The sequence below is a fragment of the Bosea beijingensis genome, from assembly GCF_030758975.1.
Lineage (GTDB): Bacteria > Pseudomonadota > Alphaproteobacteria > Rhizobiales > Beijerinckiaceae > Allobosea > Allobosea beijingensis.
This window is the reverse complement of the sequence record NZ_CP132359.1, coordinates 5,258,168-5,278,686: the sequence shown is the minus strand read 5'-3', so window position 1 is coordinate 5,278,686 and position 20,519 is coordinate 5,258,168. Positions and strand designations below refer to the sequence as shown.

The 20,519-nt window shown below is 62.3% G+C and carries 22 protein-coding genes and 1 pseudogene; 15 read left to right on the top strand and 8 right to left on the bottom strand.

The features are described 5' to 3' along the window. Positions 1-75 precede the first annotated feature (75 nt). The gene (locus Q9235_RS25430) at positions 76-642 is read right to left on the bottom strand and encodes a hypothetical protein (protein ID WP_306224532.1); all 567 of its coding nucleotides are present in this window, start codon (positions 640-642) and stop codon (positions 76-78) included. Between the two features lie 36 nt (positions 643-678). Then, positions 679-978 carry a PepSY domain-containing protein gene (locus Q9235_RS25425; protein WP_055728248.1) on the bottom strand — a complete coding sequence of 100 codons (300 nt, stop codon included), beginning with the start codon at positions 976-978 and terminating at the stop codon, positions 679-681. Between the two features lie 146 nt (positions 979-1,124). Here Q9235_RS25425 and Q9235_RS25420 point away from each other — a divergent pair, with 146 nt between their 5' ends. Together Q9235_RS25420 and Q9235_RS25415 are read left to right on the top strand one after the other, a co-directional pair. Next, entirely contained in the window at positions 1,125-1,628 is a 504-nt protein-coding gene (locus Q9235_RS25420) for a YciE/YciF ferroxidase family protein (protein WP_055728249.1), read from the top strand. A gap of 2 nt (positions 1,629-1,630) precedes the next feature. After that, entirely contained in the window at positions 1,631-2,092 is a 462-nt protein-coding gene (locus Q9235_RS25415) for a DUF3597 domain-containing protein (protein ID WP_306224531.1), read from the top strand. Between the two features lie 761 nt (positions 2,093-2,853). On the opposite strand, the gene Q9235_RS25410 is transcribed toward Q9235_RS25415, so the two are convergent. After that, positions 2,854-3,063 carry a cold-shock protein gene (locus Q9235_RS25410; RefSeq protein WP_306224530.1) on the bottom strand — a complete coding sequence of 70 codons (210 nt, stop codon included), beginning with the start codon at positions 3,061-3,063 and terminating at the stop codon, positions 2,854-2,856. A 125-nt stretch (positions 3,064-3,188) separates the two neighbouring features. Here Q9235_RS25410 and Q9235_RS25405 point away from each other — a divergent pair, with 125 nt between their 5' ends. The 4 genes from Q9235_RS25405 to Q9235_RS25390 all read left to right on the top strand — a co-directional run bounded on the left by Q9235_RS25405 (position 3,189) and on the right by Q9235_RS25390 (position 4,513). Further along, entirely contained in the window at positions 3,189-3,434 is a 246-nt protein-coding gene (locus Q9235_RS25405; RefSeq protein WP_306224529.1) for a hypothetical protein, read from the top strand. A 98-nt stretch (positions 3,435-3,532) separates the two neighbouring features. Then, complete coding sequence (locus Q9235_RS25400; protein WP_306224528.1) at positions 3,533-3,754, top strand: hypothetical protein; 222 nt, start codon at positions 3,533-3,535, stop codon at positions 3,752-3,754. 250 nt (positions 3,755-4,004) lie between these two features. Next, entirely contained in the window at positions 4,005-4,289 is a 285-nt protein-coding gene (locus tag Q9235_RS25395; RefSeq protein ID WP_306224527.1) for a hypothetical protein, read from the top strand. Next, on the top strand, positions 4,286-4,513 hold the full coding sequence (locus Q9235_RS25390) for a hypothetical protein (protein ID WP_306224526.1): 228 nt from the start codon (positions 4,286-4,288) through the stop codon (positions 4,511-4,513). Before Q9235_RS25395 ends, Q9235_RS25390 begins: the two co-directional genes overlap by 4 nt. A 222-nt stretch (positions 4,514-4,735) precedes the next feature. On the opposite strand, the gene Q9235_RS25385 is transcribed toward Q9235_RS25390, so the two are convergent. The 3 genes from Q9235_RS25385 to Q9235_RS25375 are packed head-to-tail and all read right to left on the bottom strand — an operon-like array spanning position 4,736 to position 8,555. Next, positions 4,736-7,015 carry a xanthine dehydrogenase family protein molybdopterin-binding subunit gene (locus Q9235_RS25385; protein ID WP_306228444.1) on the bottom strand — a complete coding sequence of 760 codons (2,280 nt, stop codon included), beginning with the start codon at positions 7,013-7,015 and terminating at the stop codon, positions 4,736-4,738. Positions 7,016-7,065: 50 nt separating this feature from the next. Further along, entirely contained in the window at positions 7,066-8,052 is a 987-nt protein-coding gene (locus Q9235_RS25380; protein ID WP_306224525.1) for an FAD binding domain-containing protein, read from the bottom strand. Continuing rightward, entirely contained in the window at positions 8,049-8,555 is a 507-nt protein-coding gene (locus Q9235_RS25375; protein ID WP_306224524.1) for a 2Fe-2S iron-sulfur cluster-binding protein, read from the bottom strand. The genes Q9235_RS25380 and Q9235_RS25375 overlap by 4 nt, the downstream gene beginning before the upstream one ends. Positions 8,556-9,281: 726 nt before the next feature. On the opposite strand from Q9235_RS25375, the gene Q9235_RS25370 reads away from it, so the two are divergent. From Q9235_RS25370 to Q9235_RS25350, 5 genes are all read left to right on the top strand, one after another. Next, positions 9,282-11,378: a catalase gene (locus Q9235_RS25370; RefSeq protein ID WP_306224523.1), complete on the top strand. Its 2,097-nt coding sequence runs from the start codon at positions 9,282-9,284 to the stop codon at positions 11,376-11,378. An 85-nt stretch (positions 11,379-11,463) separates the two neighbouring features. Beyond that, positions 11,464-11,694: a hypothetical protein gene (locus tag Q9235_RS25365; protein ID WP_306224522.1), complete on the top strand. Its 231-nt coding sequence runs from the start codon at positions 11,464-11,466 to the stop codon at positions 11,692-11,694. A gap of 577 nt (positions 11,695-12,271) precedes the next feature. After that, a complete protein-coding gene (locus tag Q9235_RS25360) occupies positions 12,272-12,835 on the top strand; it encodes a PRC-barrel domain-containing protein (RefSeq protein ID WP_306224521.1) in 564 nt (187 codons plus the stop codon). 210 nt (positions 12,836-13,045) lie between these two features. Then, on the top strand, positions 13,046-13,300 hold the full coding sequence (locus Q9235_RS25355; RefSeq protein ID WP_306224520.1) for a hypothetical protein: 255 nt from the start codon (positions 13,046-13,048) through the stop codon (positions 13,298-13,300). Between the two features lie 9 nt (positions 13,301-13,309). Then, complete coding sequence (locus tag Q9235_RS25350) at positions 13,310-13,522, top strand: hypothetical protein (RefSeq protein ID WP_306224519.1); 213 nt, start codon at positions 13,310-13,312, stop codon at positions 13,520-13,522. A gap of 18 nt (positions 13,523-13,540) precedes the next feature. Here the strand turns inward: Q9235_RS25350 and Q9235_RS25345 are convergent, their stop codons facing one another. Then, positions 13,541-16,216 (bottom strand): response regulator, encoded by a 2,676-nt coding sequence (locus Q9235_RS25345; protein WP_306224518.1) that lies wholly within the window; start codon positions 16,214-16,216, stop codon positions 13,541-13,543. Between the two features lie 254 nt (positions 16,217-16,470). Here Q9235_RS25345 and Q9235_RS25340 point away from each other — a divergent pair. Then, positions 16,471-16,641: pseudogene (locus tag Q9235_RS25340) on the top strand (cation efflux transmembrane domain-containing protein); the annotation flags it as partial. Positions 16,642-17,235: 594 nt separating this feature from the next. Continuing rightward, positions 17,236-18,288 carry a YihY/virulence factor BrkB family protein gene (locus Q9235_RS25335; protein ID WP_306224517.1) on the top strand — a complete coding sequence of 351 codons (1,053 nt, stop codon included), beginning with the start codon at positions 17,236-17,238 and terminating at the stop codon, positions 18,286-18,288. 186 nt (positions 18,289-18,474) lie between these two features. On the opposite strand, the gene Q9235_RS25330 is transcribed toward Q9235_RS25335, so the two are convergent. After that, positions 18,475-18,633, bottom strand: a complete 159-nt coding sequence (locus Q9235_RS25330; protein ID WP_306224516.1) for a hypothetical protein — start codon at positions 18,631-18,633, stop codon at positions 18,475-18,477. Between the two features lie 776 nt (positions 18,634-19,409). On the opposite strand from Q9235_RS25330, the gene Q9235_RS25325 reads away from it, so the two are divergent. Both Q9235_RS25325 and Q9235_RS25320 read left to right on the top strand, forming a co-directional pair. Next, positions 19,410-19,955: an outer membrane protein gene (locus tag Q9235_RS25325; protein ID WP_306224515.1), complete on the top strand. Its 546-nt coding sequence runs from the start codon at positions 19,410-19,412 to the stop codon at positions 19,953-19,955. Between the two features lie 255 nt (positions 19,956-20,210). Continuing rightward, positions 20,211-20,354 (top strand): hypothetical protein, encoded by a 144-nt coding sequence (locus Q9235_RS25320; protein WP_306224514.1) that lies wholly within the window; start codon positions 20,211-20,213, stop codon positions 20,352-20,354. The last annotated feature ends 165 nt before the right edge of the window (positions 20,355-20,519 follow it).

The following is a 20,519-nucleotide window of genomic DNA, read 5'->3' as shown; positions in this document are numbered from 1 at the left end:
CTCTCGCACTTCTCTGAACGCCAAACAGAAAACGGCCCCGGTCGCCCGAGGCCGTTGTTCAATATGCGCGTGCCGTCAGATCACGGCAGGCGGTACTCGGCCGGACGCGGTGGCATCCCGAACGTAAGGATCGGCGTTTTCGTCGAAGCGCGACCAGCCGCCGGCTCGATAGTCAGCCTCGCGGGTCGCGCGGTCGATCGGAGTGGCGCCGTCGAGGATAGCTTGGACGGTGACCTCGTGCTCGGGTTCGGCGCGGACGGATACGACCGATCCGCCGCGGCGAACGGTCTCGGCGTAGTAGTTCGCCTCGTCCTCATCGTGGCCTTCCTTAACGAATGAGCCAACCAGACCACCGGCGGCGGCACCGGCCACGGCGCCTGCGGCGGTCGAGGCTAGCCAGCCCGCGGCAACAACCGGGCCGACGCCGGGGATTGCCATGATGCCGAGGCCGGTCAGCAGTCCGGCGGCGCCGCCGACGCCGGCGCCGATTCCGGCACCTTCGGCGGTGTTGGTCTCGTCAGTCTTGCCGTCGCTGCCGACAATGCTGATGGCGCTGCTGGAAACGCCGGCGGCCTCAAGTTGGTCCACGACCGAGCGGGCGGTGGCGTGGCTATCGTAGGAACGGGTCAGCGTACGGGTCATGTCGTTCTCCAGTTTTTGCGGTGCGGGAGGCACGGATCAGTTGCGGGTGATATTGCCGCGGTAATCGACCGAGACGTTGACCTGCGCCCCCGAGTGGGTCGCGGTGCCCTTCCAGACGCCGTTGTCGTCTTTCTTCAAGGCTCCAACGTTTGAATAGCCGTTGGCCTCGAGGCGGCTCTTGGCCTGGCCCTCGGTGAAGCTGTTGGCGCCCGGCAGCGGGGCATTCTTGTCGGCGTCAGCCTTTGGGGCGGGCATCGGCGACGTCGTCGACGTCTGTGCGATCGCGCCAAAGGATGTCGCGGAGGCGATCAAGGTGGCAATGAGCAGCTTCTTCATGATGGTCTCCCGTGGGCGTGCGGCCGATGCCGCGATGCACAATCCAACGGCAGATTGCCTCCAAAAGTTCCAGCGGAGCGGAATGGAACATGGGCTCTCAGGGTTCGTTCAGCAGCCATCGACCACCCAAATCGCTGGAGGATTAGATGGCGACCGAACCGAAGCCGCTCGACGACCTGTTCCATGACATGCTCAAGGACGTCTATTACGCGGAGAAGCAGATACTGAAGGCGCTGCCGAAGATGGCGAAGGCGGCCAAGTCGCCCGAACTCAAGAAGGCTTTCGAGACCCATCGCGAGGAGACCGAAGGTCACGTCGAGCGCCTCGGCGAGGTGTTCGAGCTCATCGGCAAGGCCCCGCGCGGCAAGACCTGCGACGCCATCCTGGGCATCATCGAGGAAGGCAAGGCGGTCATTGAGGATTACGGCGACAGCCCGGCGATCGACGCAGGCTTGGTGGCCTCGGCACAGGCCGTCGAGCACTATGAGATGGCCCGCTACGGCACCCTCAAAGCGTGGGCTCAGCAGCTCGGCCACAAGGATGCGGTCACGCTGCTCGACGCGACGCTCGCCGAGGAGACCAAGACCGACAAGACATTGACGCAGCTCGGCGGCGCCGCCAACACCGCCGCGACGAAGAAGGCAGCCTGATCATGGGAATTTTCGACAGCATCAAGAAGGCCATCTTCGGCGAGGCCAAGGCCGATACGGTTGCCACTCCAACGTCTGCTCCCGCACCCGGTGCGGTTGTCCCACCGTCCGGCACTTCCACCGCACCGGCCTCGTCGCCGGGAGGGACGCCCGTCGGTCAGACCACGGCAAACATCGGCACTGCGCCTGGATCGGCGGCCTCGCAGCAGGTCGACGTCGCGCCGATCCTCGACAAGGCGGTCAAGGACAGCGGCCAGCAGCTGAACTGGAAGACGTCCATTGTCGACCTGCTCAAGGCACTCAAGATCGACAGCAGCCTGACCGCCCGCAAGGAACTGGCGCAAGAACTCGGTTACACGGGTGATACCAACGACTCGGCGACGATGAATGTCTGGCTGCACAAGGCAGTCATCAAGAAGCTCTCCGAGAACGGCGGCAAGGTCCCGGCCGATTTGCTCGACTGAGCGCAGAGGTCCCCGGCGGCGTGCCGTCGGGGATCGTCAATCAACAAGCGAAAGCAGGCTTCCAGAGATCGGCCTGTTCCAAGGCTTGTCGAACGTCTTCACAGCGTCGTTGCCTTCGCCCAAGGCCTTCTGAGCTCCTCACTTCTTTCCTGCTGGATCATCTCCAAGGCGAGATTGAGCCGTGTGGTCGAAGTCGGCTGGACCACGAGATTTCGAGCCGCGGTCAGCTCATCCAATCGAGCGGCCGCATCGCGACGGCCATGAGGCTCACGCTCATCCAGACGCCGATCCAGAGCCAGAAGTCGAGCGAGACGAGATACCGCATCGGGTCATACCTCCGTTTGTCGGAGAGAAATGTCCGAGGTGGACGCGCAGTTTCCAACTTTCGATAAAATGCAACCGATATGGGAAACGCCGCATTAACGCGCTCCGGCTTTGGGAGAGCGCGAGTTTCGATCGCTGTCAGACGGCTGCGGGTTGTGCTTTCTCACAAGGGTTCGACGATCGTACCCCTTCCTGGCCGCCCGGATTTCAACTGCACGTTCTCGGCAGGCGTCTCTCAGGCCGAAGGCGATGATGTCGCCCTCAGTTTGCATGCTCGTGCCGATAAGGCGCTCTATGCGGCCGAAGGTCTCGGGCGAAATCGCATCGTCTCGTTCGATGGTCTTGATCAGGCGAGCGGCGGTCTGACATTTGCAAAAGAAAGCGCCCGCCACTCAATGGCGGCGGACGCGTGCGCACATGGCCAAACTCGTCGACGGTTATCCCGTTTTCAGGTTATCCGCAGACTGCTTGCCAGACCTCTTGTCGGCAACGAGTTCGTAAGAGACCTTCTGGCCCTCGTTCAGGCCACGTAGACCGGCTCGTTCCACCGCACTGATGTGAACAAAAACGTCGTTTCCGCCGCCATCAGGGGTGATAAAGCTATAACCCTTGGTCTCGTTGAACCATTTCACAGTGCCGCTAGCCATATTCGTCTCCAAAGTGGACGGCCAGCATGAGCCAAGGTCAGTTTCTCGGCAAGGTATGGACGACGGAGGAACTTCTGGATCTCGGCGCAGTCTCCCTAGTAGCATAGATCAATTGGAGCAGCTCCATGACCAACAGCCAGGACCGGGATATTCGCGAGGCCAACGCCCGAGCCGATAGGCAGACGGAAGGCTCGGGCGGCGGGGTTGTCGCACCAATGCACCCAGATCCGCATACGACCACCGACCCGGCGGTGGAGACGCCGGTTGAAGGTCGTCAGGGATTTCTGGGCCGCCCGGTGCTGGCGGTGCTCGTAGGGGGCCTTATTTTGGCTGGGCTTGCTTGGATCGTGGTCCACCATATGGCCGGGTGATCTCTTAGCACGCCCGTTGCGGGCGCAATGCGTCTGAGACCAACCCGGAGTAAGGAGGGCCCGCGGGAACGTTCGAATTGTTCGGCAGTTGCGCCTCCATGACGCATTTTACCATCCGCAACGAAGACGAACTGAACGCTGCCCTGGATCGCGCGATCTATCTCGCAGGATGCGCAAAGGGTGGTGATGAGGAGCGAGAGCTCGATGCGATCAATGCCGCGGTCGAGCTCTATGAGCAGTCACTCGCAGTTGAGACCGCAGCCAGCCGGAGCACTCGACGAACAAAAGATGACGTCCCTAGCGGGACCGGGTCAGACTGACCCCGCGTCTCATAAACCGCCATCACCCGATAGGGCTAAGAAGGTCGCTGCTGGTGTCGTGGCAATTATCGCGTTCGTCATCGTGGCGATATTCGTCGGCTTCAATCTGAATCACGCTCAGACACAACGCGAGCTGCAATCCGGGCAGGTCGATCCAAGGGACGCCCCGAAAACCCCGACGGATCTACAGGCGCCACGGCCGCCATCGAAGTGACGCGCTCCACGCCTCGGAGAAATCCGGAACCAGCAGATGCACCGCTCGTTTACCGGCGAAACGCTTGGGTGGAAGACCTTGGACGCAATCTGGAAATCTGACGGCCCGAACAAGCGACCGACGCAAGTGCGGCGCGCACTCCATACGGAGCATTGCCGCGACAAAGACTGCAAGCGTTACAAGGTTGTCGTTTGGCGCGAATGGCCCGGTCTCTCGCTCACCTCCTACACGCTCGAAGATGGCACCCCCGTGCACTATGAGGATGAGTGCTACTTCACACTGCCATCTGGAAAAATGCTCACCCGCTGCGAGGACGAATGAACGACATCGAGGATGGACAGGTCGTCGTCGTGCTGCGTCAGGATGTGAAGCGCGGCGGTGAGATCATGGCGACTTACCAAATGGAATATCCTAACTTGGCTGCGGCCCTTTCAGCGATCCGTGGCGATCTCAACGCCGGCCGGGTCGAAGTCATCACTGTCGCTGGACGGCAGCTCAGCGACGACCAGGTCACCGCTCTTTCGGAAAAATGGGCTCATCGTTAACTGGCTGCGCAAGGCAGTCATCAAGAAGCATTCCGAGAACGGCGGCAGGGTCCCGGCCGATTCCCTCGACTGAGCGTAGCGATCCGTGGCGGCGTTGCCGGTTCATTATTGCAAAATGAAAGCGTCCCGCTCAAAGTCGGCCCGAAAGGGTACTGGCTGAATCTGTTAGCGCTGAACTGAAATCAGCTCCCCATTATGTAGGCAGCCGAAAACCATTCAGCCTCACAGCAATTTATCGAGCGTGATGGGTAGGTTGCGGACGCGCTTGCCGGTGGCGTTAAATACGGCGTTGGCGACGGCCGCGCCCGTGCCGGTGATGCCGATCTCGCCGACGCCCCGCGCGCCCATCGGCGTATGCGGGTCGGGGATGTCGGTCCAGATCACGTCGATTTCCGGCACGTCGAGATGCACCGGGACGTGGTATTCGGCGAGGCTCGGATTCATGATGCGCCCGCTGCGCTCGTCGAACTGGGTCTCCTCCATCAACGCAAGGCCCAAGCCCATGATGATGCCGCCGCGGAACTGGCTAGCGGCGGTCTTGGGGTTGAGGATGCGGCCGCAGTCGAAGGAGCCCAGAAAGCGCGAGACGCGCGGCTCGCCCGTGACGACGTTCACGCGCACTTCGCAGAACATCGCGCCATGACTGTGCATCGACCAGTGCATCAGTTCGAACGGCTGCGGCGGCTCGGCCTCGACGCTGATCTCCTCGCGCCGGGCGCGCCCGAGGATCGAGGCATAGCTTTCGTAGCGCTCCGGCTCATCGCGCTTGCAAAGCCCCGCATCGCGGCTGGCGATCTCCTCCGGCTTCAGTCCGGCCAGCGCCGAATCGTTGCCGGCAAGGGTCAGGAGCTCGCCGACGAGCTTATTGTAGGCGGCGATCACCGAGGCGCCGGTCGCGGCGGTCTGCTGCGAGCCGCCGGCCATAATGACGCCGGGCAGGGTCGAATCGCCGTAGTTGAACCGGACCGCCTCCATCGGCAGGCCGAGCCGCTCGGCCGTGACCTGCGTCTGCACCGTCGCCGTGCCCATGCCCATCTCGTGGACGGCGACATCGACCGTAGCATGTCCATCCCGCGTGATCGTCAGCCGGGCCGCCCCGCCCGGCATGCGGTAATAGGGATAGGTCGCGGTCGCGCAGCCCATGCCGACGAGCCATTCGCCGTCGCGCACGGCGCCGGGCCGTGAATTGCGCCGGCTCCAGCCGAAGCGCTCGGCCCCCGCCCGCCAGGACTCGACGATATTGCGCGCCGAGAAGGGCAGGCCCGAGGTCGGATCCTCCTTCGGCTCGTTGCGGATGCGCAACTCGACCGGGTCGATGCCGAGCTCGTGGGCGAGTTCGTCCAGCGCGCATTCCAGCGCGAAGGTGCCGACCGCCTCGCCCGGCGCGCGCATAAAGGTGTTGCTGGCCATGTCGAGCTCGACCTGCTGCACGTCGAGCAGCATCGTCTCGGCGGCGTAGGCGCTGCGCGTCGGCAGGATAAAGGGCTCCGGCATGGCGTTATGCGGAGTCTTGACCGTCGTGCCGGTGTGGATCAGCGCGGTCAGCCGGCCGTCTGGGTCGGCGCCCAGCGCGACGCGCTGTTGCGTCGGCGAACGGCCGCCGACGACGCGGTAGACGCCCTCGCGCGAGAGGACGAGCCGCACGGGCCGGTCCGCCAGCTTCGCCGCGGCGGCCGCGAGGATATGGTGCTGCCACAGGGTCTTGCTGCCGAAGCCGCCGCCGACGAAGGGCGAGGTCACGACGACCTGATCCTCGGCGATGTCGAAGACCTTGGCCAGCGTCCAGGCGGCATGGGCGACCATCTGCTGGGTGTCGTGCACGCGCAGCGTCCCGCCCTGCCAGGCGAGCGTCACGGCGTGGAGCTCGATCGGGTTGTGGTTGTGACGCGGCGTCGTATAGACCGCATCGACCTTGACGGCTGCCGTCGCCAGCGCCGCCTCGGCATCGCCCTTGGCGTCATGCAGCGGCTGGCCCATGAACTGGGCCGTGCGGGTGCCGCGCTGTTGCGCCTCCGCGAAGTCGGTTGCGGCTGCGTCGGTTTCATAAGCGATGCGGATCAGGGTCTTGGCGTGGTCGGCCTGCTCCTGCGTTTCCGCGAGTACGACGGCCAAAGGCTGACCGTTCCAGTAGATGCGGTCGTCCTGCATCACCGGAAGCGCATCGCCGCCCGAGGCCTTCTGCGACGACATGAAAACCGGAGTGGGCTTCAAACGCGGCGCGTTGCGATGGGTCATGACCAGGACGACCCCCGGCGCGGCCTCCGCCGCGGCGGTGTCGAGGTCCGCGATCCGGCCCTTGGCGACGGTACTGTAGGCGAGAGCCGCATAGACCATGCCGTCCATCGGGAACTCCGCGGCGAAGGGCGCGCCGCCTGTGACCTTGAGCGGGCCGTCCAATCGCGAGACCGGCTTGCCGACATGGCCGTGGCGCTGCTCGATCAGCGGATCGGGCTCGCCGCCGGGAATCCAGCTATCCGGCGCCAATGCGATGGCCTTCGCCATCGCGGCCTGGGCGACGCCCTGTGCGAGCTGCTTGGCGTCCTCGAGAATGCTCATGCGCGATCTCCCGCCAGTTGTTCAAGTGCCGCAATCATCGTCCGACGCAGCAGATCGACCTTGAAGGCATTGTCCTTCAGCGGCTCGGCCGCAGCGAGTTCAGCTTCGGCCGCGGCGGCGAAGGCGCCCGCCTCGGCGCGCGCGCCGCGCAGCGCGGCTTCCGCCTTCCAGGCCCGCCAGGGCCTGTGCGCGACGCCGCCGAAGGCGAGACGCACATCCGAAACGCGACCGTCGTCGACCGAAAGCGCGGCGGCGACCGAGACCAGCGCAAAGGCGTAGCTCGCCCGGTCGCGCACCTTGCGGTAGTCGGACCGCGCGGCGAGCGGCGCGGCCGGCAGGCTGATTTCGGTGATGAGCTCGCCGGGTTGGAGCACGGTCTCGAGATCGGGCCGATCGCCCGGCGGCCGATAGAGCTCGGCCAGCGCCACGCTGCGCTCCCCGCCCGCGCCGCGCAGTTGGACCCTCGCGTCCAACGCCACCAGCGCGACGGCCATGTCGGAGGGATGCGTGGCGATGCAGGAGGGCGAGGCGCCGAGGATGGCGTGGTTGCGGTTGAAGCCGCCGATGGCGTCGCAGCCCTGGCCGGGCTCGCGCTTGTTACAGCGCGAGCCTTCGTCGTCGTAGAAATAGATGCAGCGGGTGCGCTGGAGGATGTTGCCGCCGACGGTCGCCATGTTGCGGATCTGGGCGCTTGCGCCGGCCAGGATGGCGCGCGCGAGCACGGGGTAGCGCCGGCGCACGAGCCGGTCCTCGGCGACGGCCGTGTTGCGCGCGGCGGCGCCGATGACGAGACCGCCATCGGCGTTCTCCGCGATCTCCGCCGAGAGCCCGGTCACGTCGACCAGCCGCTGCGGCCGCTCGATCGTCTCGCGCATCAGGTCGACGAGATTGGTGCCGCCGCCGAGATATTTGGCGGCCGGCCCGGCGGCACGCCGCACCGCATCGGCGGCGTCGGCGGCGCGCTCGTAGCTGAAGGGCGTCATCGCGCGGCCTCCCCGTAGACGGATGCGATAGCGTCGATGATGCCGTTATGGGCGCCGCAGCGGCAGAGATTGCCGCTCATGCGCTCGCGCAGCTCGTCCCGATCGGGTACGATCGCGTCGGCATCGAGATTCGGCGTGACATGGCTGGGCAGGCCGCGCTTCAGCTCGTCCTCCATCGCCACCGCCGAGCAGATCTGGCCCGGCGTGCAATAGCCGCACTGGAAGCCGTCATGCTCGATGAAGGCCGCCTGCAGCGGAGCGAGCGCTTCGAGCGCCCCCAGCCCCTCGACGGTCGTGACCTCGTGCTCCTGGTACTGGACCGCCAGAGCGAGGCAGGAATTGATGCGCTGGCCATCGACCAGCACCGTGCAGGCTCCGCAGGCGCCCTGGTTGCAGCCCTTCTTCGAGCCCGTCAGGCCGAGATGGTCGCGCAGGAGATCGAGCAGGGACGTTCGCGGATCGACGTCGATCTCGACCGACGCCCCGTTGATGGAGAACCGCATGTCACGCTCCCGGACTGGAGTTTCACTTCATTCCAGTTCGCAACGCGGGGATGGGCGATCGGTTCGCTTCCCGAGAGGCGGGCGACCGACGGCGCTCTCGCCCTCCTACCGGGCCCTGGCGATGCAGAGGGCTGCGCAGCTACCAGCAATAGGAGCCGAGGCTGGCGCATCATTTATGGCAACCGCTAATGCGATAGGCTCGCCGCTCGCCCCGACGTCCCGACAACACGGTTTTGACGCATCCCTCTTTTGAGGGGGGCGTCAACACTTCCTCCACGCTGGAGCTCTCAATCATGAAGAGCACGAAACTCGGCGGGTTTGACGATCCATCCCTGCGAAGCTTGCTGAGACTGCCCGGCAAACCCGTCACAGCTATATCGCCGGCCGTCACGACCCGTCATCCTCTTCGGGACGATGGGCGTTCTGACCCTGTGAGCGTTATCAAGCCGGTTTACTGCACAGGCTGATGCTTCGCCTGCTCCTGACTCGCCCTGGCGAGCATTGCTTCCAATTCGATCAGGGCGATCATCGGCAAAACCAACAGCACATCAGCGTCTGCGGTCGTCTCGAATGTGATTGTAGCATCACCGCGGGGGTCGCTGCTCAACGCGAACGGAACTTAGAGCAATTCCACTTTGTTTAACTGCGGAATCGACCGCTCCGTGCGTGGTTGTCGCGCAGGTGTCGTGCCGCGCATCGCTCCGAATTGAATGAAGGATACCAAGCATGGCTCGCTCTCCGCGCTCAGGTTCTACCCCTGCGAAACCCAAGCCCGGCAATGGCGGCGAATTGCATCAAACGGCCTCGGCACCGGATCCTCGTATCACAACCAATCACGGGGCTCCCGTCAGCGACAACCAGAACTCTCTCAAGGCCGGTGGTCGTGGCCCGGCGCTGCTCGAAGATTTCGTGTTGCGCGAGAAAATCCAGCACTTCGACCACGAGCGAATTCCTGAGCGCATTGTCCATGCACGCGGCTCTGCAGCCCACGGTTTCTTTGAGCTGACGAAATCGCTGGGCGAATTCACGCGCGCAAAGGTGCTGACCGAGGTCGGCGTCAAGACCGAGGTCTTCACCAGGTTCTCGACCGTCGCTGGCGGCGCGGGCTCTGTCGACACGCCGCGAGATGTCCGCGGCTTTGCGGTCAAGTTCTATACCAAGGAAGGGAATTGGGACCTCGTCGGCAACAATATCCCGGTTTTCTTCATTCAGGACGCCATCAAGTTCCCCGACCTGATCCATGCCGTGAAGATGGAGGCCGACCGCGGCTATCCGCAAGCGGCCAGCGCGCACGACACGTTCTGGGATTTCGTCGGTCTGATGCCGGAATCGACCCATATGATCATGTGGGCCATGTCGGATCGAGCCATCCCCAGATCCCTGCGGATGATCGAGGGGTTCGGCGTGAATACGTTCCGCCTGCTCAACGACAGGGACGAACCGACCTTCGTCAAATTCCACTGGCGCCCCAAGCTCGGCACCCAATCGACGTGCTGGGACGAGGCGGTGAAAATCGCTGGCGCTGATCCCGACTACCATCGCCGCGATCTGTACGAGGCGATCGCCAAGGGAGACTTCCCCGAGTGGGAGTTTGGCGTTCAACTGCTCAGCCAAGAGGAGGCCGACGAGCTTCCGTTCGACATCCTGGACGCGACCAAGCTGATTCCGGAGGAGTTGGTGCCGATCCGCATCATCGGGCGCATGGTGCTGAATCGAAACCCCGACAACTTCTTCGGCGAGACCGAACAGGCCGCCTTCCTGCCCACCAATATGCCGCCAGGCATCGATGTCTCGGAAGACCCGCTCCTCCAGGGCCGCCTGTTCTCCTACCAGGACACGCAGCTTTCGCGGCTCGGAACCGTCAACTTTCACCAGATCCCCGTCAATCGCGCTAAGGGTTGCCCCTTCCAGAACATGCAGCGCGACGGCCAGATGCAGACGCAGGTCTTCACCGGCCGTGCCAATTACGAACCCAACAGCCTCGCCGAGGCGGGTGAAGATGGCGGTCCGAGGGAAGATCCGGCGGGCGGCTTCCGGACGGCGCCGATCCCGGTCGAGACGCATAAAGTTCGTCTTCGCGCGGAAAGCTTCGCGGACCACTACAGCCATGCGCGGCTATTCTTCCGCTCGCAGAGCAAGATCGAGCAGGCCCATCTGGCCAGCGCGCTCGTTTTCGAGCTATCGAAGGTGACGCTTGAGCATGTTCGCCAACGCGTGCTCTCCAATCTGCTGAATGTTGATGAGGAGTTGGCGCAGCGCGTCGCCACCGGCCTGGCGATGACATTGCCAAAGCCGTCGGCCGCGGCCGTCGCCGCGATGGACATGGAACCTTCGCCGGCATTGCGGATCGTTGGCAAATACCCCGAGACGCTGCGTGGCCGCGCCGTCGGCGTCCTCGTCTCGGACGGCGCCGACGGTGCCATCGTCGCAGCCGTCAAGGCTGCGGTGGAGGGAGAGGGCGGGACGGTGAAGATCGTGGCGCCGAAGATCGGCGGCGTGAAGCTCAAGGATGGCAAGATGCTGAAAGCCGACGGGCAGTTGGCGGGCTCGCCTTCAGTCATCTTCGACGCGGTCGCGATCATCCTTTCCGAGGACGGTTGTCAGGTTCTCATGACGGAAAGCGCCGCGATCGATTTCGTCAGGGATGCTTTCGGGCACCTTAAGGCCATAGGCCATAGCGTCGAGGCGAAGCCTTTGCTCGATAAGGCGGGCATCGAGACGGACGATGGCGTCGTAACCCTCGGAAAGCAGAATGAAGATTTCCTGGCTTCGGCTCGTACGCGCCAATGGGCGCGAGAACCCAAAGTTCGCACCCTGGCGTGAAGACCTGTCTGGCCACGCGAGAGTTCAGCTTCTCGGTGGTATCGTAGTCGTCCCCCATCGATGAGGTTCAGAAAGGGAGTTTCACATGGCTAAGCAACCAGAAGCGCTTGCGACATTCGCAGCAGCAGCGCGTAAGGACGGCAAGAAGCCTGCAGATATCGGGCTGGAGGCCACGCCGGAGACGGCCCCGATCCCGACCGATTCTGCCAAAAAGGATGACGCCGCGACCAAAGTCCTGCGCGAAGGCGTCTTGAAGACGGATCAAGGCGCCGAAGAGGCAATCGATGCACTGCCAGACCGGACGCGCGATCTTTGAGCCGATGCTGCTGCTGAGTCATCCAGCGAGGAAATGTGGCCTGAGGCGACCCATTATTATTGGGCCGGTTTGAGCTGGAGCATGCCAGGATGATCCGCTTCGAGGCGATACTGCGTGCGACAAGTTCCATCGTCATGATCGACGGGCGATCGCTTCCAGGCTCGTGACGGCTTCCCGCCAGCGCGACACGCCGGAGGAGCAACAGGCAATCAAGGCCGAGCGAATGCCGCGGCTTGGAAAAAGACGAACCGCCAAACTCCGGCGTAACGATGTGACGGTCGCCGGATGGACGACCGAAGGTCTGGGAGCGAATTTCACGAAAGCTAAGTCGCAGGCGAGTGGCCCCTTGCCACAGATCGATGCCGTCGTTCCCTCGTCGGCTATCAGTTCCATGTGTCAATCAACCGTCAGCGCGGGAAATCACCGGTATGAATGTTGCCGGAAAATGCCTGGAATCGAGGGGGATGGGCTATCCCCGCGCTCAAATGATTACCGCACTTATCATAAGCTAACATCGATACGTCCTCGACCTGATAACCTCGCCGGCGGCTCCGGGGACATTTTCAGGAGCGAGACAATGCCGCATCGATTCAAGCTCGGCGAACGCGTCGGCTTAGCGTTTGGCTTCCACGACCAAGACGCGAGCGGGTTATACGAGGTCACGGCGCTGCTTCCCACGCGGCCCGATGGCGATCCACAATACCGTGTCAAGGGAAGTGACGAGCGGGAGCATGTCATTGGAGAACGCCAGATCGGCGCTCCACACAGTGTTGAACGGCCGCCGCGTCGCCAAAGCTCCCATAACCCCATCACGAATGAGCTCAACCGTGTTCGTGACGGACAACGAGATATCGACCCGCAATCGATGACGCGGAAAGGTCAGTCTGCAGACAAGCTGTTCGGCGCCCCAGTCTTTGATCCGACAGGGAAGAAAATCGGGACTGTGCTACAGATCCAAGGAGCCGGGCGGTCCTTGTTGGTTATTGTTGAAGTCGGGGGATTTCTCGGTATCGGCGCTCGCCCGATCGCTCTCGGAGAAAGCGAGATCGCGTTTAGCAAAGCTGAGGATGGCTCGGTTCGCTGGGAGACGACCCTGACGAATGAATCTTTGAAGGATCGCGCGACTGTTCACGAGATTTAATAGCCGCCTTGCGGCGCGTCCCAGTGCTGCAGAGACGGAGCTTCAGGCGGCGACCTCGACCGGAGGCTAGAGCGGAACGAAGCTCGGACCTGCCGCGTATTACTGGAATGCCCCTGCATTGGTTTTCATCGCCGGTCTATCTCGCACGCCAAATGCCGGCGAGCGGTTCGCCGTCTACGAACAGACGTGGCGACGCGCGGTGGTTCGTGCATGGCGGCGATCAAGGGGAAGGATCAACGGCCGATACCCGATTGGCGCTCCCGGTCAAGCGGAACGCTTTTCCAGCAAACTCTTGAGGCGCAGGTTATGACCATTGAGACGGAAGATGAGTACCAAGCAGCTGTCATTCGATTAAAGGCCCTCGCCGACATCCCTGTCGGCGAGCGGGACCAGGCAGAATTCCTGGATATCTCGGCCGCGATGGTTACCTACGAAACACGGCTTGCCAAACCTTCAGAAGGATAGGAGGCACAAGTGTTCTCATTCCTCTCGCCCAGCGGCGCAAGTGGTATTGACCCCAAGCGGGCCATCGTCCGCTGCGTTGACGACTACGAGAGAGCGACCCAGCGCGTATCGGAACTCGGCAGCCCTCCACCTGGAACGCCCGAGGAGATGGAGCTGATTGGCCTCATCGAAGCAATCGAGAAATGGGAAGCCCGCCACGATGACGAAGAGGGCTGGTGTTAACTGCGCCGATCGATGACGCTATTTTCCCACGGAAAGCGCGGCAGCGAGATCATTTGCGCCGTAGGGTTTCGCCACCAGTCTCGTTCTGTCATCCATCGCGAAACCTTCTAGCTGACTGCGGCCGGTAGCGAAGACGACAAGCAGGCCGGTATCGCGTTCTCTCAGCTGGGTCGCGAGTTCCATGCCGCTCATGTCTGGAAGCCCTACGTCCGTCACGAGACAGTCTATGTCGTGCGAATCTGCCAGAGAGATCGCTTCAAGCCCCGAACCAGCCTCGAGCACGTTATGACCGAGAGATTCGATCATTTCGGCTGCGTCCATGCGAATGAGGGCATCGTCCTCAACAAGCAGGATCCTCAACCGAACCGATCCGTCCGATACGGACAAGCTGTCTGCAGACTGTATGGTCTTATCCGCAGCTAGGACATGTCGAAGCTTCCGCGCCAGGGCCTCACGCGTATAAGGCTTCGACAGGAGATGAACGCCTTCATCCAACCGCCCACCGTGAACGATCGAGTTCTCGGTGTAGCCGGAGGTAAATAGTACGGCGAGGCGCGGGAGGAGCCGCGTCGCGCTTCGCGCGAGTTCCGCGCTTTTCAGCGGGCCGGGCATGATCACATCAGTGAACAGAAGATCGATTTCCGTGCCGCTTTCGATGATCGACAGGGCGCTCTGCGCATTGGGAGCTTGCAGAACGCGATAGCCCAGTTCTGCAAGCATGTTCACGACCGTCTCTCGAACCGCATCGTCGTCTTCGACGACCAGGACCGTCTCGGTCCCGCCGATGACCGGGTGATGGTCGTTCTGGTCGAGAACATCTTCCGCGCCATGCGAGCGCGGAAGGTAAAGCTTGATGGTCGTCCCATGTCCGACCTCGCTGTAGATTTTTACATGACCGCCGGACTGCTTGACGAAGCCATAGACCATCGACAGGCCAAGACCGGTCCCCTTGCCGACCGGCTTCGTCGAAAAGAACGGCTCGAACACCTTCGCCAGCACGTCTGGCTGCATTCCGTTACCCGTATCCGTCACGCTGACGACAACATATTGCCCAGGTGCCGCTTCCGGATTCCAACGGACATAAGCATCGTCGAGAAAGCTGTTACCCGCTTCAATCGTGAGCCGCCCCGCTCCATCCATCGCGTCGCGCGCATTGATCGCCAAATTCAAGATGGCGTTCTCGACATTTGTGGGGTCGACGAATGTGTGCCACAGGCCTCCCGCGACGATGGTTTCGATCTCGATCTCCTCACCCAGCGTTCGCCGCAGCAGATCATCCATGCCGCGGATAAATCGCCCGACGTTGATCACCCTAGGCTCAAGTGCCTGACGCCGGCCGAACGCCAGCAGCTGGGCGGCCAGTTGAGCCCCTCGCGAAACACCGGCCATGGCATTGGCGATGCGGGTCTGGGCTTTCTCCGTCAGCCCGGATTCCTTTTTGAGCAGCTCGAGGTTGCCGCCGACGACCTGCAGCAGGTTATTGAAGTCATGCGCGACGCCGCCGGTAAGATTGCCGACAGCCTCCATCTTTTGAGCCTGGGCAAGCATCGCCTCGACGCGCTGGCGTTCGGCCGCCTCCGCCTTCACCAGTTCGCTGGCATGCGCGAGTTCTGCGGTTCTTTCCACGACTTTGGCCTCGAGTTCCAAGCTGCTGGCATTCAGCTTTTGCGACGCCTCCGACATCGCGTCCCGCAACGCAATGAATTCTGTTAGCTTCGTCGGAACCTGGACTGGACCTGAGAACGTCCCTAGCCTTGCGCTCACGAGAGTGAGGCGACGCAATGGGCTTGCGATCAGCCGCCAAAGAAGGGTTGCTGCGATCAGCATCACGATGAGGCTCGCGACGCCGCCGGCGGTCAACGCAACGACAGCGCTTCGAAGCGGCTGCTCGACCACGTTTTGACGGATATTGGCGGCAACGAGCCAATCGGACAATTCCGAATGCGCGTATCCGACTAGGACGTCTTCACCCAAGGCACTCTTACCGACGAAAGTGCCTTGCTTACGCACGGCTTGAGCGAGAAAAGCAGGTGCTCCGGGTTGCCCAGTGAACCTGTCGTGATCTTCCGAACGCGTGACGTAGACCCCCTCACGATCCCCGATCGCCACGAACCAGCCGGATGGAATGATGGGCTTGATGACATCGGCAAATAGTGCCGTTTCCGCGCCGGCATGGAGGAGGTAACGCGGCGTGCCGTCGACGAAGACGGGGACGATTACAGCAACCAATGGCCGCTGGGCAATTGCACCGGTAAACACGTTTGAGACGTGAGGCTTTGCGGACGCGATCACCTGCTGGTCGACGGGAAACGGCGTGAAGGGCAACGGCTGCCCCCACGCTTGTCTCGTATTGACGAGTTGCTGACCGCTGAGGTCCCGCAGTCCGATGTCGGCACCAATAAATCCTTTGACCTCAAGGGCCTGGCGATAAAAGCTCTCCAGATCGCCGGCCTTCAGCGCTTTCGATGTCCCGAGTGTCTGGAGCGTGATCTGCCAGCTGCGAATGTGACGATCCACGAGGGCGGCCGCCGTTGTTGCGACCTCGATCGCCTCTTGCTGATAGCGGCCCCGCTGCGCTTCGGAGTATCGATGCAGGAGAATGGTTGCGAAGACGATGCCGGGGATAATGATAACGGCGAGCACGCCGGCTATGACAAGCCTCGCAGGAATGCCGGAGCTGAAAATGCGTGACATCCGGCTCGATTCCCTAGCCCATGGAGCGCGCATCGCACAGTTCTCGTCGCGTGCCAACCTATCGGTACATTGGCGGCTCCCGACTCCGTCAGGCCATCCGGCTGCGAGGCCCGGAGCGAGGCATGCGGGCCGGCAAGGCGCAACGGGGGAGGGGCCCCGCAACCTGATGACCGATCAGCGGGCGCGCCACTAAAGATCCGGGGACTTCGAAACCGTGCCGGGTGCAGATCGTTGCGCCCATGCGGAGAGTATGAATGGCAGCGCATGCAGGATCGCCAAAGGTCATCTATGCGGCGCTGATCGCAAACCTCCTGATCGCAGGCACGAAATTCATCGCTGCAGCCTGGACCGCAAGCTCGGCCATGCTGTCGGAGGGTGGTCATTCCCTGGTCGATACAGGCAATGGGGCGCTCCTTCTCTACGGACCCGCGACACATCGAGACCATTCTCGACGCTGATCTTGCGGAGATGCGGCGGGCGGAGGGTATCCAAGCCGCGAAGGAGGATCGTCGTCGGGCGGCCGGCCGGGCCGCGTTGACACGCGGCAAGAAGCAGCAGGTTAAATCGAACCCCGTTTCAGCCGCTTCGGAAGCATCTGATCCACAGTTGGAGGGACTGGGAGGATTTCGACCCGGAAGGCCTCTTGCGTTGACCTCCGCCGGACCAGGTCCCACGCGTCGCGCGCGTTTTAAAAAGTCTTTGCTCCCGGCAAGACGCTGCGGCAGCGGCTATATCCGCAATAGCCGGTCCGCGATGCAATGTTTCTGCGGCGTCGGCCGACGGCAACAAGATGCGGGGAGAGCGCGTTCAATGTCGGCACGGAATCGAGCTGTCGAGGAGAGCATGTCTGAGCGAGCTGTGGCTTTTGTTGAGAGGTGGATCTCGGACAACGTGTCTTCCGAGGCTTTTCTGAAGGATGGGAACGACCGCCGTCCAGGGTGCCGCCGATCGCCAGCTCCGCCGGTAGATCGACAATGATGAGTAACGGGTCCGAAAAGGGCGGCGCAGCCTCGCGATGGATGAGCGTGCTGGCTGTTGCTGTGGGCGCCGCCGGCGTCTGCCTGGCTCTCAATCTCGCTATCCGCGGCGGCCGCCCGGATGCCCGCGAGCGGAAATTTGCTGCCAAATCCCGATCGCGTTCCGAGGAGGGGAGGGCAGCTTCGGCGCCAACGCAGATTCCGCCGCGAGGTTGGTGGGAAATTGCCCGCCGAACCTATGAGGAGATGAACCGCGACCGGGTGCAAGCGGTTGCGGCGGGCGTGACGTTCTATAGCCTGCTCGCTCTCTTCCCGGCATTGACCGCCCTCGTTTCGCTTTACGGCCTCGTCAGCGATCCGGCTTCGATCGCCGGCCAACTGGAGAATCTCGACGCGTTCCTCCCGACCGGGACAACTGCGTTCCTGGCGGAACAGATTGCCCGTATCAGCACGGGAAACGGCGCGACGCTCGGCTTCGCCTTCTTCATTAGCCTGGGAGCCGCACTTTGGAGCGCCAATGCCGGCGTCAAGGCGCTGTTCGATGCGCTGAATGTCGCCTATGGCGAGGACGAGAAGCGCGGCTTTTTCAAGCTCAATGCAATTTCGCTCGTGTTCACCGCCGGCATCATCGGGTTCCTACTGATCGCCCTCGGCGCCATAGCCGCTATACCCATCATGCTCGACTATCTCTTTCTCGGTTCGGCGAGCGAGTGGCTTATATCGATCGGCCGCTGGCCCGTGCTCTTCGTCGTGCTCGTCATCGGCCTAGGGATTCTCTATCGCTTCGGACCCAGCCGCGACGATGCGCAGTGGAAATGGGTAAGTCCCGGCGCTTTGATCGCTGCGGTGGCCTGGGTGCTCGGATCGGTTCTTTTCTCGTGGTACGTGGCGAATTTCGAAGACTACAACAAGACCTATGGCGCGATCGGCGCAGTCATAGGCCTGCTGATCTGGATGTGGCTTTCGGCGACTATCCTGCTCGTCGGTGCGGAGCTGAATGCCGAAGCCGAGCGCCAGACAGATCGCGACACGACGGAAGGTACACCCATGCCGATCGGCCTGCGCGGAGCCGATGCCGCGGACCGCAAGAGCTGACAGGCGCCGCGCTCACGATTCAGGACCGAGACGGCCACTGCATCAGTTTTCGTAAGAATCTATCCACATCGAGCCCAGACGCACCAGCGGTGACGTTGACAGCCCCGCCGGAAGAGCACCTGTGCGGCTCGGTCGCCGAATCCAACCGGCACGATTTAACAATGCGCATTCAAAGCGGTTCCGTGCCTACCGGCGAACCAATAGCGGGACCAAGAAAACGATCAGTGCCATCATGAGCAAGACGAAGGCGAGCCGAACGGCAATGGCTTTAGACTCTGCGCTAATCTTCATCAGGCTGTTCGCATCGTTCTTTTCGGCTTTCAAGCGGTCCATCAGCTTCGCCAAACCTTGTCGCGCTCCCGCTCTGGCACTGAGTCCCTTATTTCGTTCCAGACCATTTCCAGTGCGGCAAAGGCGCGAGCGAGATCCGCAGGATCATTCAGCAACGAAAATGGCATTGTTCCGTCCTCCAAATCCGTCTCCCCGAGATGATTTAAGAGCGTTGCACACGGCTTCAAGAGGCGGGAAAATCTGCTGGCCAGCCATCTCGGAACTCTAATCGAGGGGCCGCTGACCTCGCCAAATTTGAGAGCTCCGCTGCCGGTTCAAACATCGTGAAATTTTGCCCCCGAGAAGCGCGCCTCGATACCTGAGCCGCTCTTCAGGGCTTGCGGAACTGAGCTATTGACGTCGCGTTGTAGGCGAATGCGGATTCTGAGCATCTTTACAGTCGTTCTGGTGATTGTTGCGCTGGTGGCCGCGGTGACCACCGCTCTTCTGGTTTGGTTGTTGTAGAATGCAACCGTGTCTTCATGGACATGGGCCGCGCACGCTGAAACCGAACGAGGTCGCCGCCCTTCCCGGGCGAAACAGCAAACGCCGCCGCCAGCCGGATCTGACGCTCGAAAATTGGTTCCGTCACGCAGCACGGGCAGCGACCAGATCAGCCTCTCGGATGATCAACCGCAATTAAGGTTGCGTTAACCGTCCAGCGCAAAGCATAAATAGCGTGTGGGCCAGCAAGGAGGCGCGTATGAAATCTCTTCTCTAGGCGGCCGCCATCACGCTCGCAGTGAGCTTTGCGGGGGCGGCAGGCGTAGCGGACCGTCGATCCCGCACCTGTGGAAGCGCCCGTTTACTTGCCACCGGCTTTCACATGGACCGGCTTTTACGTCGGCGCCAACGCAGGGTACGGCTTTGGCCAAGCGACACGAACATCGGCTGCAGCGGACATGGAGGGCTTCGCCGGCGGCGGCCAGATCGGCTACAACTATCAGATGGGCCAATTCGTCCTCGGCCTCGAGGCTCGCCTCCAGGGTGCGGATCTTAGCGTGAGCGGCCCCGGTGGGATCATCAAGACTGATTATTTCGCTACAGTTCGTGGCAGAGCCGGCGTCGCTTTCGATCGCTTCATGCCGTACATTACCGGCGGCTGGGCGTATGGTAACGCGAAGACCTCGGTATCGGCCGTGGGCATTTCGTCTGACAATTCGCATTGCGGCGGATGGGCCCTCGGCGAGGGCGTCGAATACGCGATCACCAATAATCTCATCACCGGCGTCGAATATCTTTATGTCTACCTCGGCGAAAAGGGCGTGCTCAACAACGGCCTCAAAGTCGGTACCGACTTCTCAGTCGTTCGGGCTCGCCTGAATTATAAGTTTTGACCACACATGGGCCCCCGCCGGCATCGCTGGCGGGCCGCAAAACTCGAACGGCTTGCCCATCAACCTGATCGAGCCGCTCCTCGACCGGTCATCTCACGCCTCTGGGCCAAAGCTGCGGCGAGGAGCGCGCCCAGCGCCAATGGACTAAGCCGCCCTCGCGGCAGGGCGCTGCGGCACGCTCATCCGTGAGATTTCGCCTGTGAGGCACTGCATCCGAGGATTTGGTGGTCGTTACCCTTATCCTTGGAGACCTCCATGATCGATCCCGTCACCGTCGCTCCTCTGCGCCAGCGGATGATCGAGGACATGACGATCCGCTGGTTCGGCGAGTATACGCCGCGCGATTATGTCCGGCCGGTCCGCGAGTTAGCGGCCTTCCTTGGCCGCGGAAAACTCTAGCTCAAAGTGACCCAGCTTTAAGGGCTCAGATCAACGTCGATCGACTGTGACGCGTGCTTGACCAACACGGATACTTAGGAGTTGGGACCTCCAACAAACCCAGTGCGCACTGCATCGGCACGCAAAGACCCCATAGACGCGATCTTCTGAAAACCATGCGATCGA

Bases quoted from the DNA above. Each gene is read 5' to 3' on its own strand.
- Q9235_RS25430 (WP_306224532.1), bottom strand. From the start codon at position 642: ATGACCCGTACGCTGACCCGTTCCTACGATAGCCACGCCACCGCCCGC.
- Q9235_RS25425 (WP_055728248.1), bottom strand. From the start codon at position 978: ATGAAGAAGCTGCTCATTGCCACCTTGATCGCCTCCGCGACATCCTTT.
- Q9235_RS25420 (WP_055728249.1), top strand. From the start codon at position 1,125: ATGGCGACCGAACCGAAGCCGCTCGACGACCTGTTCCATGACATGCTC.
- Q9235_RS25415 (WP_306224531.1), top strand. From the start codon at position 1,631: ATGGGAATTTTCGACAGCATCAAGAAGGCCATCTTCGGCGAGGCCAAG.
- Q9235_RS25410 (WP_306224530.1), bottom strand. From the start codon at position 3,063: ATGGCTAGCGGCACTGTGAAATGGTTCAACGAGACCAAGGGTTATAGC.
- Q9235_RS25405 (WP_306224529.1), top strand. From the start codon at position 3,189: ATGACCAACAGCCAGGACCGGGATATTCGCGAGGCCAACGCCCGAGCC.
- Q9235_RS25400 (WP_306224528.1), top strand. From the start codon at position 3,533: ATGACGCATTTTACCATCCGCAACGAAGACGAACTGAACGCTGCCCTG.
- Q9235_RS25395 (WP_306224527.1), top strand. From the start codon at position 4,005: ATGCACCGCTCGTTTACCGGCGAAACGCTTGGGTGGAAGACCTTGGAC.
- Q9235_RS25390 (WP_306224526.1), top strand. From the start codon at position 4,286: ATGAACGACATCGAGGATGGACAGGTCGTCGTCGTGCTGCGTCAGGAT.
- Q9235_RS25385 (WP_306228444.1), bottom strand. From the start codon at position 7,015: ATGGCGAAGGCCATCGCATTGGCGCCGGATAGCTGGATTCCCGGCGGC.
- Q9235_RS25380 (WP_306224525.1), bottom strand. From the start codon at position 8,052: ATGACGCCCTTCAGCTACGAGCGCGCCGCCGACGCCGCCGATGCGGTG.
- Q9235_RS25375 (WP_306224524.1), bottom strand. From the start codon at position 8,555: ATGCGGTTCTCCATCAACGGGGCGTCGGTCGAGATCGACGTCGATCCG.
- Q9235_RS25370 (WP_306224523.1), top strand. From the start codon at position 9,282: ATGGCTCGCTCTCCGCGCTCAGGTTCTACCCCTGCGAAACCCAAGCCC.
- Q9235_RS25365 (WP_306224522.1), top strand. From the start codon at position 11,464: ATGGCTAAGCAACCAGAAGCGCTTGCGACATTCGCAGCAGCAGCGCGT.
- Q9235_RS25360 (WP_306224521.1), top strand. From the start codon at position 12,272: ATGCCGCATCGATTCAAGCTCGGCGAACGCGTCGGCTTAGCGTTTGGC.
- Q9235_RS25355 (WP_306224520.1), top strand. From the start codon at position 13,046: ATGGCGGCGATCAAGGGGAAGGATCAACGGCCGATACCCGATTGGCGC.
- Q9235_RS25345 (WP_306224518.1), bottom strand. From the start codon at position 16,216: ATGTCACGCATTTTCAGCTCCGGCATTCCTGCGAGGCTTGTCATAGCC.
- Q9235_RS25335 (WP_306224517.1), top strand. From the start codon at position 17,236: ATGAGCGTGCTGGCTGTTGCTGTGGGCGCCGCCGGCGTCTGCCTGGCT.
- Q9235_RS25320 (WP_306224514.1), top strand. From the start codon at position 20,211: ATGATCGATCCCGTCACCGTCGCTCCTCTGCGCCAGCGGATGATCGAG.